Here is a 16,391-nt window from a genome sequence, read left to right as displayed (position 1 = left end):
GCTAAGTTAGCGGCTAATTTAGCGGTTTTGGTTCACGACTATTGATTTGAATCGGGTGCAGCGCAAGGTCACAGGCTGTGCTTACCATTAGCAGATAGGCACAGACTGGATTGGACGCAGTGATTGATGAGCGAATCCCTGTGGTCGAAAGAGGCACCACCGTCAGCAATATTGCCGCCACCGCCGGCGGGCGGACCACACCCGCCGTCGTTGGGACCTCTAGGCCCAGCAGAGCGTCTGAGGGCGGGGAGGCCTAACCATGGAGGCTCGGCGTTACGAATCTTGGTTACGGTAGGGGTGGCGGCAGCGGTCGGGTCGGCGGTGACCTATTTGATAACCGGCGGTTATGCGTCTACTCCCGCGATGCCGCAGGCGGTAACCGTGTCGCCGTCACCGGCCCCGACAACGCCGCAATTCAGCTCGACCGCCGTAGCCGGGGCGAAGGAGAATTTGTGCCACGTGTTCGACGTGTCGGTGCGCGGTCAGGAAGGCCAAGGAGGGGTTCGAGTCGCCGGCGGTGGAGTTAATGCGCCAATGGTGCTGCGGGCGCTCAATAGTGCCTCAGCTGTACAGAACACGCTTGTTCCAGCAGTTCCGCCCGACGTCGCCTCTGCAGCTCGCAAATACATCGACACAACCCTGGACCAGACGACGGCCGCCATGGGCGACATGCCCACCAGTGAAGTGAACCGGTTGACAGATGTCCGCAACGACGCGATCGATGCGCTTGTCGATGTGTGTGGATTACCGAGGTAGCCGGAAGGGCGTCAGTGGCAGGCCCCGGGTCCAATGGCGAGGTTCCAGAGTGGTGGGCGGAGCGTAACAACAGGCAAGCCGAACGACTGTTGAAGCTGTTCAACGGGGCGAAGCCGGTTGAGAAGATGGGGACACCATCGCTGCCCCATGTTGGTGGTGGTGATCACCCCAAGCCGCAGGGCCTATTCGTCAATTTTTTGTTCCAACCTTTTGTGTGGCCGGTGGACTCTGAAACACGCATTGACAACGACGCTGACACGCTTCTCGATGAGTCAAAGTTGTTCGAGGACAACGGGATGGACGCCCTGCAAGCCTCGAACGTTGTCTTTGATGGCGGTTCCTGGGTGGGTAAGAGCGCGGACGCTGCTCGTGCGACCTACAGCGAGGCGGCGACGCTCAAGTTCCACCAGGCAGACATCAGCAAGGTTGCTTCCGATCTGTTCAAGAGGGCATCCGCCGACGTCGCGAGGACTAAGAAGCGAATGTTCGAGGAGAACGAAGCAGCGCATAAGGAGGCCGAGGCGTTTCTGCGTAGCGGCTCGGGCCAATCGCTCGCGCAGGTGGCGGTGATCCTCGGTACGCATCGGACGATGATCCGGGGTTACTCCTCTGATCTCCAAGGCTTCGCCACGCAATACGCGACTCAATTCACCAGTCGCTTCGCGGAAAGCCCCGGCGGCGGGCCGAAAGTCAAACAAGCAGGGCGAACAGCGGATCATTCCCCCGATGGGGCTGATGCAGCGCCCCCCGGGGACCCACGGTCTGGGACCGCCGGGGTGGCGGCAGATCACTCCCCAAGCGGAGACAAGATCCCCCTTGTACCAGGCGGCCGTACAGTTGCACATTCCCCGGAGGACAGCCCTACTTTGGAGCCGCATAACCCGTTGACCCAGTTGATGGGCGGTTTGCCAACTTTGCCGAGCATGCGTGGCGGCGGGTCGGGCGGGGGGTTTCCGATGGGCCCGCTGCAGGGGCTGATGGGGGGTTTCGGGGGTGTCCCTAAAGGTATGGCCCCGCCTACGGGTGTGCCTGGGCTGCAAGGATCTCCGATGCCATCGCTCGGGATGGATTTCGGGCGCGGCCTGGCGGCGGGTGCATCGGCGGCTGGTACTGTTCCGCCGGTTACACAGGTGCCGATTACGTCGTTAGCGGCGCCGATAGAGACTGCTCCGACGTCGGCGGTGCCGGCGGCTGCTCCGATAGCTGCCACGCCCCCGGTTGCTGCACCGGTACCGTCACCTGCGCCGGGTATGCCGGCGGGTGGTTTGACTCCGTACGGTTCGGCTCTTCCTCCGCAGGGCACGTCTGCGGCTCCGTCGGTGGGTTCGGCGCCTGCTGCGCCGTCGATTCCTGCTGAGGCCGGCGGCGGGTCATCAGGGTCGGGTCCGGGGACGGGGTTGATGCCGGTGGCGGGTCGGCGTGATTCCGCGGGCGCGGTGCGCCGGGATTTGGCTGAGTCGGATTTGGAGCTGGCGAAGATGGCGGTGGCCGAGCTCGCCGGCGCCGCGAGCGTGACCGATCCGGGTCTGGATTGGGCTGTGGCTGTTGGCCGTAACACCTCAGGGATGCCCACGCTGTGGGTGGCCACGAACGACGGTGCCACTTACATCCCGCCAGGTGTGTTCTTGCGTAAGACGATGCCTATAGCTGGCGGACATACCGCGGAGTTTGATACCCGCTGGTTCGGCTGGGTTAATCCCGCCGATAAGGCGGCGCGGGCGGCGCGTGCATGCGGAGATAACGTCAGCGCGGTGGCCACAACGTGGGCATGGCCGTCTGAATTTTTGGAAGAGCACCCGGTGGTCACCGAAGTTGCTACGGGTGTGAAACCCGTTGACTTGAAGGATAATCCAGCAGCAGAACTGTTGGCTTCACGGGCGCATCGCTTGCAGACCGTCGATGCGGCGCTGTACGCGGATTTGGTGGCAGCCGATGAATCGATGGTCCGCGGTTATTGCCGAGAACTCACCCGCCAGTTGGTGTTCGGCGTCCCGGGTGAAGAGTTGTCACCGGTCGCTGAGTCGGTGGCGCATGCATTGGTCGCGGAACGGTGGCCTAAGCCTCAGGAGTGGGCGTTGCTGGGCGAAGAACACGAGGACGCGCTGGTGATGATGGTGGCGCAGCGGCCGGGGTTGAACGGAGTGGAAAACCCTGACCAGGTCGTCAGCTATACGAGGGAGTTTGTGAAGTGCCGCCGGTTGGAGGCGCTGCTGTGCTGGGAACGGTACGGCGCGGACCTGCTCAACGTCGTGTACGCGGCCTGGGCCGCCGGAGTCCGCGCGCCGCTGAAGGACCTGGTGCTGCGGTGACAGATGATCTCCCCGCTAAGGTGGCCCAGCTGCTAGGCGAGCCGCACCCCCCAGACTTAAGACTAGGGCCAAGGAGGATTCGGCGCACTGATACACCGATCGGCCTCGCCTTGACTGTGTTCGGTGTGGCAAGAGACTTGGCAGCTGAAGCGAATCATGCTGAAGCAGTCAGTGATTGGGAGCAGCGACAAGCTCGACTGGTGGAGATGCAGGACGTCTTATGCTCAGGTGTAGTTAGCGACGCATGTCGAGAGGCGATACGGGCCGAAGTTGAAAGCTTACGCATGCAGGGGCGTGCTCGATGGGAACGCACGGAGACACTGTGCTACGCGCTTGCGGCCCTGACCAGGAAGGTAAAAGCGATCGTAGACAGTTGCAGGGAACGTCTGGCCGCGATCCGAGCGGCAACAATAACAACGCTTCCCGCAAATGACTGTGCTGTCCAGCGCCCCATCATGGTGACAGGGCCTGACGACCCTATCCTTGCCAATTCCAGAGCAGCGTGTGAGCAGATCGATGCCGAGACACGGCGCGTCTTAGAGCTGCGCGAGCGTACTGCCGCGATGTCAGTGGCTGACGTTTATACCCTCGTCTTACAACAGAATTAGAGCCCTAGCCCGTAGCCACGGTCGTTGTTGCGTGCCCGTGCCCGATCGCGGTGAGCGATGGTGTCGAGTCGCTCTTCGAAGCGTCGCATGTCTTGGAAGTGATCGAGCAGAGCGTCGCGCCGGTTCAGGAGTTCGCGCGCTGCTCGGTATTCCGGCCCGGTGATGTCGGGTGCGGCGGCCAGGTGGTGATCGGCGCACTCGATGGTGGTGGACGGGCGCTGGTGGTCGGGATCGGGGGTGCCCAGGTGGTGGGCCCAGGGCAGCATCTGGTCGAGCGCGGCGGTCAGGGTGTGAGCGGGCTGGCGGTGATCCGGGGTGGTGATCAGGAGCAGTTTTGTGTTGGTGGCCGCGGCGTTTTCGGCGAGCCACTGCAGCTGGTGGGGGGCCAGGTGGTCGGCGTCGTCGACGATCACCAAATTGCCCCGGGGGAACTGGCCGCCCTGGGAGATCCTTGCGCGCATGTTGGCGATGGCTTTGTCGGTCTCGGGAGGGGCTATGTCGGCGTAGCGGTAGGAGGTGACGTAGGCGTGGGCTTGTGGTGTGGCAGGCAGGGCGACTACAGCCCGGTGGTCGCGGTGAGCAGCGGCGGTAACCGCCGCTAGTGCTGCGACCTTATCGGCCCCTGGGTACAGGTGTAGCGATTGCACAGCCTGGAGGTTGCGGGCGATGGCAGTGACCGCGTGACGGTGGGCCTCGTCGAGGTGATCAAGGGTATTGACCGGGATGGGGTAGCCGGTGGCGGGCGCAGACCGGCGGCCGGCGACGTCGAGGAAATCGATTTCGTTGCGCAGCGCGGGCAGGTCAGCGGCCAGGTCACGTGCGGCTGCACATGAGCGATGGTCGGCACGTAATCGGGCACGAACACGATCGCGTTTGTTAAGCAGCGATCGCACCGCCGCTGGCTGCTGGCTGCGGTCGGTGGCAGCCGCGGCCTGCATCATGGTGTGGGAGCGCTCGTCGCGGCCGAGGATGGCGCGCAGCCTCGCGGCAGCGTCGCGGCTGGTGCCGCGCTGGGCGGCATGCACGCCGTGGTCCTCGGCGAGCTGGGCGTGTTCGTGGTCGGCTTCGCCGGCAGCTTTTTCATACAGGTAGACGTGGTTGTCGTCGCGGCCGCGGGTGAGCGCGACGTAGGCCAGGTTGCGGGTGGCACGGTCACCCAGGATGGCGTGGGCGGTGCCGGCGGTCAGCGCGTCACCGGCTGTGGCTCCTTGGGAGGCGTGCACGGTCACGGCGTAGCCGTAATGGACGTGCTCAGCAAGGTAGTCGCCGGCGAACATGGCGCGGGCCCCATCGCCGATGCGGCGGGCGGCGATGCGGTTGTTGTCGGTGTCGACTTTATAGACGCGCCAGCGGTGCCCGTTACGCACCGGCTCAGCCACTATGGTGCTATCGGTGGCGTCGTGGACCGGCACGGTAGCGTCGTTGTGGCGGGAGATGATGATGTCGCCGACTCCGATGCGGTGGCCACGGGCTCCGGTCACGCTGGGCGCCTCCGGTGCAACGTTCTGGTGGTGGATGCGCGTGTTGAGAGCATCGCAGACTTCCCACCTGTCGGTCATCAATAGCGCGTCTTTGCCGGCGTCGAGGTCGCGCTGGTAGTAGGTCAGGGCGTCGTGAGCCATGGTCAGTGCGTCGCCGGTGTGGAGGCGGTCGTGGGTGCAATACCACTTGACCGCGCGGCGCAGTGCTTGGGGGCCGCCGTTGCGTACCGCCAGTGATGCGGTGCGTTCTGCGGGGTCGCGCATGCGCCACACCTCGGAAAGCTTTTGCGCCCAGGGGAGATCGGCCACGAGTTGGGCGAACATGCCTCCGCGGGCCTTGACAGGGGCCAGCTGATGGGCGTCGCCGACCAGGACGGTTTTGGCTCCGACTGCGGTGGTGGCGGTGAGTAATTGGCGTAGGTCGGGGGTGCCGACCATGCCGGCTTCATCCACGATAACCAGAGTGTCGGCGTCGAGGCGCAGCGCTCCGGCGTGCAGATCTTTGACGGCTTTGGCCACCGTGTAGCCGGTGTCGCCGGCACCTTCGCGCACGGCCACATCGACAGCTTTTCCGGTCGGCGCCAGCACCAGCACCCGGGTTTTTCCGGCGCGATGCGCAGCAGCGCGTAGCGCTTTGAGCGAGGTGGTTTTCCCGGCGCCGGCCGGCGCGGACAGGGGTTGAATCAACCATGGTGAGGTCGCTATCGCGGTGATCGCGCGTGCTTGATCCACCGATAAACCGGCGGTGTTGAGGGCCGCCTGGTCGAGCACAGCGCGCTCATCGCGGGACCCCATAAGGTCGAGGATGGCGGCCTCTTCGGCGATCACCGCGGCGGTGGTGAACCGTTCATGGCCTTCGCGTTCATGGGCCTGACGCGGGGCGCTTATACGGATGCCGATTCGCTCGGCGATGCCCTCGATCAGATACCGCGGGGGAATCGCGCTGACGTCGACCTCCGACGGGGCGTCTTCGATCGATGGCGGGAGCCGGGCGCCGATCGCCTCCACCAAATCGGCGCGAGTGAACGCGGCTTTGTCGATGCCGGCCGCGGCCTGGCGCGCCAACGCGTGCCCGTCGAACCGAGTCGAAGTGCGCGCGCGCCGCGCCGCCAGTTGGGCGGTTTCCTCGACGACAAAACCGCGGCGATCGTTGGCCCACAAGTGTTTTAACTCAGCCCACGACAGGTGCTCAGGCTTGGCCGGGCGGGTCGCTTTTTGTCCGGTCGCCAACTGCGCCGCCGTCGCGCTGGCAAGCTCGTCGACGACCAAATTGTGCGCAGCCCATGCCCGTAGTTGGGTGGAGCGTTGCGACCACGCGCTGATGGTGTCGCGGGCCACGCCGGCGACTTCAGCCATGCCGGTATGGGGGTCGATCGGCCCCCACTCCAAGCCCACGGATTGCAGCAGGTGGTGGCGCAACGTGGCCTGATAAATGATGCCTGCGGCTTTGGCTTCATGGTGCAACGACTTGGAGTCGATCGACACCAACGTGCCATCGTCACGGGCCTGGGTGTTGGGCAGCAAGACGTGGCTGTGTAGGTGCGGATCGCCTGCTCGCGACGTCTCATGTTGGTAGGCCGCCATCACTAAACCAGGCAGCCGTACGAGATCTTTTTTGCCCGTGGTCGCGTTGTGCACGCGGGTGTAGCCGGCGTGGTCATACACGTACTGCAACGCTTCGCGCACCGCGCTGTTGTGCGCCTCGACAACCGCCTTGGACAACACGTCATCACCGCTCAACGCGCGCAGCAGCGACACAGTCTTCGGCGCGCAAAACGTCAAGTCGAACCCATGGGTTGAGCGCGCAGTAAACGCCCGCCCCCGGGCCCCGTTGGGGGCGATTCCCTCATCCAGCCAGCGCGCCACCACGTCCAAGTCAGCGGGCCCGCCGGCGCGGTCGGCGGCACTCAAACCGACTAGAGAAGCTACCTTTTCGGCATCACCGGCCTCCCACACACACACCCATACTGGGGCGCGGGTTTCCCCTTCGGAGTAGTACTCGGCCAGCCCCCCGCCGGCTCGTTGACGGTCGGTGGATGCCGAGATCGCTGCGCGCGCAGTGTCGTTGTAGTAGCGCACCGAATGCCGCTTCATCGGCGCCGAAATCGTGAGCAACTACCGACCACCTGTCCACGGCGACCGACCCCTCAAGCCGGGGACGGTGTGGCGGACCGAAGGTTCGCCACACCCCATGCTTGCACCCCTTGTGCCAATGTGCCACGGTCAAAGTCAGTCAATCGGCGTGAATTGCTATGTGGTGTAGGCGATGTCGCTGGGGTGGTTATCGATGAAGGACAAAGTGGCGAGAATGGTCGAGAAAACGGTTGTGGGGCAAGCGTAGTAAGAAAAGAGGCCGGGGCCCAGGATGGGTGTCAGTGTGGGTGCGCAAGGGGTGCGGCAAGAAGGACGCTCCTGGACGCCTAGCCGCGGCGCGGGCCATCGCACTGTTTAACCGCCCGCGCGGGCCGGGCACGGGCGCAACGAGCTCGACGACATCAGCCGGTGAAGGCGGGCAGCGTGGTCGCCCCGGCGGGACGCAATGATTTGTCGCCGGCGCGCGCAGACGCGGACTCTCTGCGTCGGTTGCCTTAAAAGGGCTGTGGGCCGCCCTGGGTCGGGAATGACACGTCACATCGTGGCTGCATGGCCTCCTGCAGCCAGGTTCGGGTGACGATCCAGGACAGCAACGCAAGTGGCACTGGATCACGCTCCACCAGTAGCCGCAGCATTGCCTGCTCCATCTTCGGAAGACTACCGATTCGGTGTCCGCCGATGAGCACACCATCGGCGGGGAACACCGCGCAGCACCATCGGATGGACGGGCTGTTGAAACCGGACCAGAAAACGTCGGTGGTGAGCAGGTGGCGCAGCGTGGCGACCCGGCCGGAACCACCACAAAAAGCGGGGAGTTAACCGGCTGGTACGGCCTTCAAGGGGAGCTGTCGGGTCGGTGGTGCCGTCGCGCCGGCGTGCGGTGGCGGCCGCCATCGGTTGCGGTGTGCTAGTTCGTTAGCGGCGCACGGTGCGGATGTTGTGGATCGTGGCGTCGAGGGCGGCAGTTTCGGCTGCGGCCGCGCTGCGGCGGCGCGCGCTTTGTTGGGCCAGGCGCAAAACTTCCCGCACTGCCCACGCGTGTCCGGAACCGTCCAGGGCGCCGCTTTGTGCTGTCGGCGCGGGCATGCTCGGTGCTGTCGGGGGCGTGAGTAGTGAGGCGTGCTCGCTGGGCGGCCTCGCGAGCGATGTCGGCAGAGTTCCTGTTCAGCAGCGGGTACGGCGACGTCGGGAGAGGTGCGGGCTTGGTCGTCATGGTTGGCCGGGATCTATTTGCCGCGATCGTTGACACAGTGGACAACCGCCGAGCACTGCCCTGTTTTCACCATTTTTCAATGCGGTTCCGTCAAACACGGTAATTCTGCTCGTAACCGCGCGAAATACGGTGAAAAGATCGGGACTGACTGTGGCGCAGCGCAATCACGCCTTCTAGCGTGCTTGGTATGGAACGGTGCATGAGGGCCAGGCGCGGGAAGGAGTCCTCCGGGACTACCCCGTACATACGATCATCGGCCCTAGGTTCAGGATGAGCTGGAGTGCGCTTGCCTGGGCGACCGACTCAGATGTCGGTTCCTCGGCGGCGAAGTTCATCCTCATCCTGTTAGCGAACAAAGCGGACGAGAACTACTCGTGCTACCCCTCAATTCGCACCCTGATGGCCGAATCCAACGCCGGTAGAAGTACTGTTCTGCGTGCACTCAAAGATTTGGAAAACCGTGGCTTCATCAGCCGTCGTCCGCAATTCCACGACTCCGGAGCGCGACGCTCGACCCGCTACTACCTGAATCACCCACTTGCACCGCATGTTTCGCCTAGTCCCGATCCGGGACCGCCCCGTCCCGATCTGGGACCCCCCGGTCCCGATCCGAGACTGGCCCCGTCCCGCAACGAAACGGGGACGGTCTCACAACGGCACCCCCCGGGGGTGTCACAGTGGGACCCCTTGAACCCATCAACTGAATCCCCCGCCGAACCGAGCGGTACCACCGCTGGGATCTTGGCGGCGGTAACCGAGGCATGGAAGCTCAGTACTCGGGAGGCCCGCAGTCTCCACCCCGGCGTCGAGTCAGCACTGACGCATGGATGGCCAGCGGCGGAACTCACCGAGCACCTAGTTCTAAACACCTCCGGGGCACGTGATCCGGTCCGAGTAGTCGCCCGGCGGTTGGCCGATCTTCCGCCGTTACCCGTCCCACGTCCGACAACCTTGCCGTGGTGTGGTCACTGCGAGGACACGCAGTCTCGCACGATCACAGTCACAAATCCCGACGGGACCGAAGTTGCCCAGTTCTGTCCACGGTGCAGCCCACAAGTCCACAGGGCCCGTCCATCCGGACGGGCATCCCTGCAACCAATGGAAAGATGGTGAATCACCTTGGAGAACAACGTGTTCAATGACTTGCCTCTGCTCCTTGCGGTACCCCGCGCGGCGCAGCTGCTAGGAATCAGCCGTGCCGCAGCGTACCGCCTTGTGGCCTCCGGCGAGCTGCCAGTGCGCCGGCTCGGCGGTCGCGTCTACGTCCTGACATCGGGCCTGCGTGAGCTCGTTGCATCGTGAAAGACGCCGCGCAGTAACGCGGCACGACCAAGCCTCACTGAAACGTGGGAGACGATCTCTATGGCCCACCGATATCGGGCACGAAATCTTCTCCGCGACCGATGCGTAACGGATCACCGCATCCGATGATGAAACTAAACAGCCGGCCTGAGACAAGGAGAAACGATGACGCGCGGAAGTGATACGAACATTGAGAGTTTGAATACCAGATCGGTAGCCGAAAGCGCGCCGGCCCGAGTTGGTCTGCTCTTGACGATTCCGGAAGCGGCGGCAGCGTTGCGCATCAGTCGGTCATCGATTTATCGGTTGTTCGACTCCAGAGAACTGTCTTGGGTGCAGGTTCGCGGCAAACGGCGAGTCAGTACGGCTGAGATCAACCGATTCATCGCAGCCCACACAGAGGTTGCGTCTTGACCATCTACGCGGTTCTGTCCTAAGTGTGCGGTGTGAGCGATGGTTGAGCGCCGCCAACTGCCTTCGCAGATCAAACGCATTGAACTTGCGCGCCGGGCCGGCGGACGGCCCGTCGTCCGCTACCAGCTCACCGTCGATGTCGGCATTGTCGACGGGAAGCGAAAGCAGTTGCGCAAACGCTATGCAACCGAACGGGACGCGCGTGACGCGCTCGATGAGATCCGCGGCGAAGTGGCGAAGGGTACCTACGTGCATCCATCCGCCCTCACTGTGGAGGAAGCGTGCGCGAACTGGCTGATGTCACGGCATGGCATCAAGCCCAAGACCAAGTCAGGATATGACGGGGTGCTCGCGCCTGTCCGCGCCGAACTCGGTCATCTGCCGGTGCAGAAGCTCACGCGCCGTGACGTCAATGAGCTTGTAACACGGCTGCGGGACGGACAGGTGGACCGCGCCGACAACACAAAGCGGCGGCCTTGGAGCGCTCGTTCCTGCAACTACCTGCTCGGCACGCTCTCACAGGTGCTCGATCAGCTCGTAAACGACGGGACACTGGTCCGCAACGTCGTGGCTCACGTCGACAGGGTGGCTGGCAAGCCGAAGAAGTTCGGCACCTACACGCCCATGCAAGTGGAGCGCGTGCTACGAGCGATCCGAGAGGACCGCAACCGCCACGCCTGGCATCTCGCATTATCCGGGCTGCGTCGCGGCGAGATCGGCGGCCTGCGTTGGACCAACATCGATTTCAAGGCCAAGACGTTAACCATTGGCCCGACCCGAATCAGTGTCGACGGCAAGGCCGTCGAGCAGGATGAAGCTAAATCGGAGGACTCCCACCGCGTACTTCCGATCCCAGACCCACTGCTGGCCGAGTTAAAAAGGGCGAAGAAACGGCAGGCCTCCGAAAAGCTGACACTCGGCACCGCCTATGCCGACCTTGGTTACGTGGTCTGCAACGAAGCCGGGCAGCCGTATCACCCCGACACGCTGTCCAAGATGTGGGCCAACGCCGTCGCGGCGGCCGGTGTGCCTCGCATCAGGCTGCACGACGCTCGGCATACCTGCGGCACGACGATGCATCTACAGGGCGTCCCGGCGGCAGTGATCGCGGCCTGGCTCGGCCACGCCGACGTGGCTTTCACGATGCGAACCTATGTGCACTCGCAGCCCAACGCGCTGGCCGACGGCGCGCAGAGTTTGGCACGAGTTGTGACAATCCGTGACAACTCAGCCGGCGCCTGATAACGCGGCAACCTATTTAGGCTGGTGGAATGCGCCCGAAGAGATTCGAACGCGCAACCTTCGGATCGGTGGGCAGCCCAGCAGTGTTCATGAACTTCGACACTGTCCATCGCGTGTCTGTGCAGGCCCGACCGCGTTGCTTGCAGCCAGCGGTTCTCGTTCAGATGGTCTGCTCATGTCTGTCGCTGCACCTGGCGGTGGGGTGTCTAGTTCTCAGTGAGTTGTGACGCTGGCGTGACACGCCGGGGTTTGCGATGCGATGCAAAAAAAGCCATGGTCGCTGATCCACCTCCTTCTATAGCTAAGTTAAACGTCAGCGTAGGAGGTCATTAGCTGGCCGGATAAGTTTGTCGCCTTCCGCAGAGCGCCACGACGCAGACAAGCTCGGCTTATCTTTATCCACAGGAGGAGGGCCAGCTATCCACAAGTTTGCCGCCTGTTACTAACAGTGATGTAATTCGACAGCTTTCAAGTTGCGCATCGGAGACCTAGACTTGCTCTGAGAGCACCGAAGCCCTGGACTTCCTCCAGGGTGTGGAGGCCGCACCAGGGCCGGCGTCTAGATGGCAACCTAGAGCACCGACTGTAGCGCATCTCCTGCGTAGTGCTCGCTCAATGGGCAACGCGCCCGTAGGAGGTGTGCCGTCATGGCACGGAGAGTGAACAGAAGCGCGATCACAGGGCGCTTCGTGAGTAAGAAGACAGCCAGTCGTAATCCGAAGACGACAACGACCGAAGCAGTGGGTCGGGGTACATCGAACCAGACCACGGTCAACCGGTCCGCGGCGACTGGCCGATTCGTTAAGGAATCGACGGCTAAACGCCATCCCGACACGACGATCTCGCAGCGCGTGTGACATGGCGACATTCGAATGGAACCCCGACTGGGAAGACGAACTGAAACGTCAACTTCAACCGAGAATGCAGAAGTTCGCTGACGATCACCAGTCAGCAATGGATGCGTTGTTTGAACGCCTCGCAGGGCGGTCGGTCTCTGAAATCACGCCCGAAGTGGAGCGTGAGATCGCTAGTTGGGGCGTGTCGATGTCCGATGGCGCAGTAACGAGAATCGCGAACGCTATCAGCGACCGTGAGCGAGTCATCCTTAGGGCGGGTTAGCAGCAACGGGTAAAGCGCCCTCGGCGGTCGGTGCGCCCGCCGGGGGCGCTCTCATCTCACGATTCATGGCAGACCCGAGGGTTCGCGCTAGACCCGCATCATAGCTTCGGCGGCTTGTTGCCCCGCCACTGCCGAGGCTCGTCTGAGAGATCCTCGCGGCGGTGCCAGGTGACCTCGACCTGGTCGCTTCCGCCCATGTGACTAGTGCCGAAAAAGTCGACCGAACTGCGGCCGTCGATGCGATCAACGGACTTGGGCCGTAGAACGCCCCCACCCTCGATGCGTACGCCGAACTTGGTGGTGTTGGTGATGTTCCAGACGTCAAACAAAGAGCCTTCGCGGAACCTGATCTCCCAGGGGACACCCTCAGCCTCCTCGGCCTGGTCCTCGACCAGCCGGTTCTGCGCCTCGAGGGCATCAGCTGACCGCTGGGCCGCCTCGGCCGCTTGGCGCTGCCAGGCTGCGGCCTCCTCGGCCGCCTTGGTTGCCCGGCCGGCATACTGTTCGGCCCTGGCCTCGTGCTGCTCGGCAGCGCCCTTGGACGCCGAGGCCCGCTTCGCCTGCAAAAACGCGACAGCCGCGGAGACTGTCGCCGCAACAAAGCTGCCCAGGCTGATCCAATTCGCCGCGTTCACACCGCAGAGCGTAGAGCGTTGACCGGCCGCGCTGTAGCGCGTCAACCGATCACTGTGTGTACGAATCGCGCACATGAACACCGTTAAACTCGCGCCGGTGACCGACAGTCCCGAGCAAAAGTTCCACCTTGCCGAGGTCGTAACCAACGGTGCTCAACCTTCGGGGACGACATTCACCGTCTCGCCCCTGAATGTCGGTTTTGCGCAGGCCGGGGCCGCGCCAGTGAACGTCAACAACTGGGAGATTTTCGACGGCTCGCTGCTCGCCGTCTGCTTCAAGTACGGCGACACGTTCGTAGTCGAGGGAACGGCAGTCATGATCGGCATGGGGCTTGCGTTGTCGGCCAAGCATGTCTTCACCGATCACTTGCAGGCCCTGATCGGTGGCGAGGCGGTGCTGTACTGCTTCGGTGTGCGCCCAGGCGGCTTAGCCGACATTTGGGAGTGCTACGCGGCGAGCTCGGATAGCAGCGGCGCCGGGGACCTGCAGCTCTTGTGTCTCAAGCTGGTGTCGAAATTCGACAATGGCCGCAATTTTAAAGTGATGCCTCTCGTCACTCGAGTTCCGCCACCCGGCGAAATGGTCAGCGTGGTGGGCTTTCGATTCGACGAGTTCGTCCCGGCGGAAACGCTCGAGGACCCCGTGAAGTTGGGCGGCATGACGTACGTATCGAAGGGGGATGCAGGAGAACTCAGCTACCCAATTCACGATTCTGTCCTCGCGCCGTTTCCGACGCTCGAGGTCTTCAGCGGCTCACTCGGCGGGATGAGTGGCGGCGCAGTGCTCGACATCAATAACAACCTGCTCGGCATCACGTCACTGGGATTGGACTCCGACGACAACCAAGGGCCAACCTTGGCGGCCTGGTGGATGACCGCGGTCTTTTGGCGAACCCAGCTCGCCTGGCCGCCCGGCGTCTACCCCGACCCGACCGCGATTCTCTGGGATCTGCCGACGGTAACCATCCTCGGTCGGGAATACGTGCAGCTGCTCGACGAGCCGAACTTCAACCTGAGGGCCTGGGAAGCAACTTCGGGAACTCAAACCTGATGTGCCGCCGAGGGCTACGGCGCAGGTAATCACCTAGCACTCTTCTTGGACACCCGGGGCCACCACGCCCATCGGTGCGGACGATAGCGCGACAATCGCAGCGCGCTACGACTCTTGGATCGGGTCCATGTTGGCGTGGGAGGTTGGACCCCGCAGCGCGGCCAGCGCGAACCTATGTGCACTCGAAGCCCAACGCGCTCGCCGGCGGCGCGCAGAGTTTGGCACGAGTTGTGACAATCCGTGACAACTCAGCCGGCGCCTGATGACACGGCAACGTATTTCCGCTGGTAATAAGCGCGCCCGAAGGGATTCGAACCCCTAACCTTCTGATCCGTAGTCAGATGCTCTATCCGTTGAGCTACGGGCGCCTGTGTTCAGTTGTGCTCCCCGAGGGGAACGCAGCGGAGGCGAGAGGATTTGAACCTCCGGTCCCCTTTGAGGGGGACAACTCATTAGCAGTGAGCCCCATTCGGCCGCTCTGGCACGCCTCCATCGGCCTTTGAGGGTACCCGACCCCTTCCCGGTCTCCCGAAACCGCCGGAGGCATAGCGTACACAGCGCCGACATATGCTGTCGAAGTGACCGCCCGCCTGCGCCCCGAACTTGAGGGGCTGCCGGTGTACGTCCCCGGCAAGACGGTGCCGGGCTCGGTCAAACTGGCCAGCAACGAGACGGTGTCCGGACCGCTGCCCAGCGTCCGGGCGGCCATCGAGAAGGCCACCGACGAGATCAACCGCTACCCCGACAACGGCTGCGTGCACCTCAAGGCGGCGCTGGCCGCGCACCTGGGCCCGGACTTCGCGCCCGAACACGTCGCGGTGGGCTGCGGCTCGGTCAGCCTGTGCCAGCAGCTCGTCCAGATCACCGCCTCGGTCGGCGACGAGGTGATCTTCGGCTGGCACAGCTTCGAGCTGTACCCGCCGCAGGTGCAGACCGCCGGGGCGGCCGCCGTCAAGGTGCCGCTGACCGACCACACCTACGACCTGGACGCGATGTTCGCCGCGATCACCGAACGCACGCGGCTGATCTTCGTCTGCAACCCCAACAATCCGACGTCCACCGTCGTGGACCCGGACGCGCTGGCACGCTTCGTCGACGCCGTGCCGCCGCACATCCTGGTCGCCATCGACGAGGCCTACATCGAGTACGTGCGCGACGGCATGGCGCCCCGCAGCCTGGAAATGGCCCTCGACCGCGGCAACGTCGTTGTGCTGCGGACCTTTTCGAAGGCGTATGGGCTGGCCGGCCTGCGCGTCGGCTACGCGGTCGGCCAACCGGAGCTGATCACCGCGCTGGACAAGGTCTACGTGCCGTTCTCGGTGACCAGCGTCTCGCAGGCCGCCGCGATCGCCTCGCTGGACGCCTCCGACGAGCTGCTGGCCCGCACCGACGCCGTGGTGGCCGAGCGCGCCCGCGTCGTCGCCGGGCTGCGCGACGCCGGCTACCCGCTGCCGCCCAGCCAGGCGAATTTCGTCTGGTTGCCGCTGGGAACCCGCACCATGGAGTTCGTCCGGGACGCCGCGGCCGCGCGGATCGTGGTGCGCCCGTTCGCCCCCGACGGCGTACGGGTCACCGTCGGCGCCGCGGAGGAGAACGACGCCCTGCTTCGATTCGCCCGTGACTGGATTGCCCGCACCCAAAGGAGTGATCAATGAGCTTGGCCCGCAAGAAGTTCGACGAATTCAAGGAACGCGACGGGGAGATCCCCGACGCGGAGCTGGACGACTTCTGGGCGTCATTGGAGCCGGCGACCATCGAGGGCATGCTCGGGGAGTGGAAGGGCGGGGAGTTTCGCACCGGCCACAAGATGAACGGCCAACTGGAGAAGGCCGGATGGTTCGGCAAGACCTTCTCCTCGGCCGCCGACGTGCAGCCGCTGGTCTGCGTGGACGCCGACGGGAACAAGTTCTCCAACGTGGCGATGGGCAAGGGCGAGGCCAGCCTGTGGCTGGAAGGCTTCCGCGGCGAGGTGACCGCCACGATGGTCTATGACGGCCAGCCGGTGCACGACCACTTCAAGAAGATCGACGACGACGCGGTGATGGGCATCATGAACGGCAAGGGCGTCTTGGATGGCGGCAAGTACTACTACTTCTACCTGGAACGGGTCTAACCCGCCCGGCTCGCGCGTGAAGCCAGCTTCACGTTCGGCGTCCAGCGTGAAACC

At 63.9% G+C, this 16,391-nt stretch carries 12 protein-coding genes and 2 tRNA genes; 10 read left to right on the top strand and 4 right to left on the bottom strand.

Features of this window, described 5'->3' with window-relative positions:
• Nucleotides 1-459: 459 nt before the first annotated feature.
• The gene (locus tag BN971_RS24620; protein ID WP_139027095.1) at nt 460-756 is read left to right on the top strand and encodes a hypothetical protein; all 297 of its coding nucleotides are present in this window, start codon (nt 460-462) and stop codon (nt 754-756) included.
• Between the two features lie 89 nt (nt 757-845).
• On the top strand, nt 846-3,065 hold the full coding sequence (locus tag BN971_RS25740) for a hypothetical protein (RefSeq protein ID WP_245837091.1): 2,220 nt from the start codon (nt 846-848) through the stop codon (nt 3,063-3,065).
• A 604-nt stretch (nt 3,066-3,669) separates the two neighbouring features.
• Here BN971_RS25740 and mobF read toward each other — a convergent pair.
• The gene (gene mobF, locus BN971_RS10750) at nt 3,670-7,269 is read right to left on the bottom strand and encodes a MobF family relaxase (protein WP_085183365.1); all 3,600 of its coding nucleotides are present in this window, start codon (nt 7,267-7,269) and stop codon (nt 3,670-3,672) included.
• Between the two features lie 1,462 nt (nt 7,270-8,731).
• On the opposite strand from mobF, the gene BN971_RS10745 reads away from it, so the two are divergent.
• The 5 genes from BN971_RS10745 to BN971_RS10725 all read left to right on the top strand — a co-directional run bounded on the left by BN971_RS10745 (nt 8,732) and on the right by BN971_RS10725 (nt 12,538).
• On the top strand, nt 8,732-9,574 hold the full coding sequence (locus BN971_RS10745) for a helix-turn-helix domain-containing protein (RefSeq protein ID WP_085183447.1): 843 nt from the start codon (nt 8,732-8,734) through the stop codon (nt 9,572-9,574).
• A gap of 18 nt (nt 9,575-9,592) precedes the next feature.
• Nucleotides 9,593-9,763: a helix-turn-helix domain-containing protein gene (locus tag BN971_RS26290; protein WP_264027468.1), complete on the top strand. Its 171-nt coding sequence runs from the start codon at nt 9,593-9,595 to the stop codon at nt 9,761-9,763.
• Between the two features lie 165 nt (nt 9,764-9,928).
• Nucleotides 9,929-10,177: a helix-turn-helix domain-containing protein gene (locus tag BN971_RS26640; RefSeq protein WP_085183367.1), complete on the top strand. Its 249-nt coding sequence runs from the start codon at nt 9,929-9,931 to the stop codon at nt 10,175-10,177.
• A 39-nt stretch (nt 10,178-10,216) separates the two neighbouring features.
• Nucleotides 10,217-11,419: a site-specific integrase gene (locus BN971_RS10730; protein WP_085183368.1), complete on the top strand. Its 1,203-nt coding sequence runs from the start codon at nt 10,217-10,219 to the stop codon at nt 11,417-11,419.
• A gap of 858 nt (nt 11,420-12,277) precedes the next feature.
• Complete coding sequence (locus BN971_RS10725) at nt 12,278-12,538, top strand: hypothetical protein (RefSeq protein ID WP_139027094.1); 261 nt, start codon at nt 12,278-12,280, stop codon at nt 12,536-12,538.
• A 98-nt stretch (nt 12,539-12,636) separates the two neighbouring features.
• Here BN971_RS10725 and BN971_RS10720 read toward each other — a convergent pair whose 3' ends face one another.
• Complete coding sequence (locus BN971_RS10720; protein WP_139027093.1) at nt 12,637-13,218, bottom strand: hypothetical protein; 582 nt, start codon at nt 13,216-13,218, stop codon at nt 12,637-12,639.
• Nucleotides 13,219-13,270: 52 nt separating this feature from the next.
• Here BN971_RS10720 and BN971_RS10715 point away from each other — a divergent pair, with 52 nt between their 5' ends.
• Nucleotides 13,271-14,224, top strand: coding sequence for a trypsin-like peptidase domain-containing protein (locus BN971_RS10715; RefSeq protein ID WP_169718680.1), 954 nt, complete (start codon nt 13,271-13,273; stop codon nt 14,222-14,224).
• A 295-nt stretch (nt 14,225-14,519) separates the two neighbouring features.
• On the opposite strand, the gene BN971_RS10710 is transcribed toward BN971_RS10715, so the two are convergent.
• A tRNA-Arg gene (locus BN971_RS10710) sits at nt 14,520-14,592 on the bottom strand.
• Nucleotides 14,593-14,626: 34 nt separating this feature from the next.
• Nucleotides 14,627-14,715, bottom strand: a tRNA-Ser gene (locus tag BN971_RS10705).
• 87 nt (nt 14,716-14,802) lie between these two features.
• Here BN971_RS10705 and BN971_RS10700 point away from each other — a divergent pair.
• Together BN971_RS10700 and BN971_RS10695 are read left to right on the top strand one after the other, a co-directional pair.
• Nucleotides 14,803-15,879 carry a pyridoxal phosphate-dependent aminotransferase gene (locus BN971_RS10700; RefSeq protein ID WP_085183371.1) on the top strand — a complete coding sequence of 359 codons (1,077 nt, stop codon included), beginning with the start codon at nt 14,803-14,805 and terminating at the stop codon, nt 15,877-15,879.
• Complete coding sequence (locus tag BN971_RS10695) at nt 15,876-16,337, top strand: DUF4334 domain-containing protein (RefSeq protein WP_085183372.1); 462 nt, start codon at nt 15,876-15,878, stop codon at nt 16,335-16,337. The genes BN971_RS10700 and BN971_RS10695 overlap by 4 nt, the downstream gene beginning before the upstream one ends.
• The last annotated feature ends 54 nt before the right edge of the window (nt 16,338-16,391 follow it).

The sequence above is a fragment of the Mycobacterium bohemicum DSM 44277 genome (assembly GCF_001053185.1).
GTDB classification, from domain to species: Bacteria; Actinomycetota; Actinomycetes; order Mycobacteriales; family Mycobacteriaceae; genus Mycobacterium; species Mycobacterium bohemicum.
The sequence above is the reverse complement of the archived record's forward strand: the minus strand, read 5'-3'. Positions and strand labels throughout refer to the sequence as shown.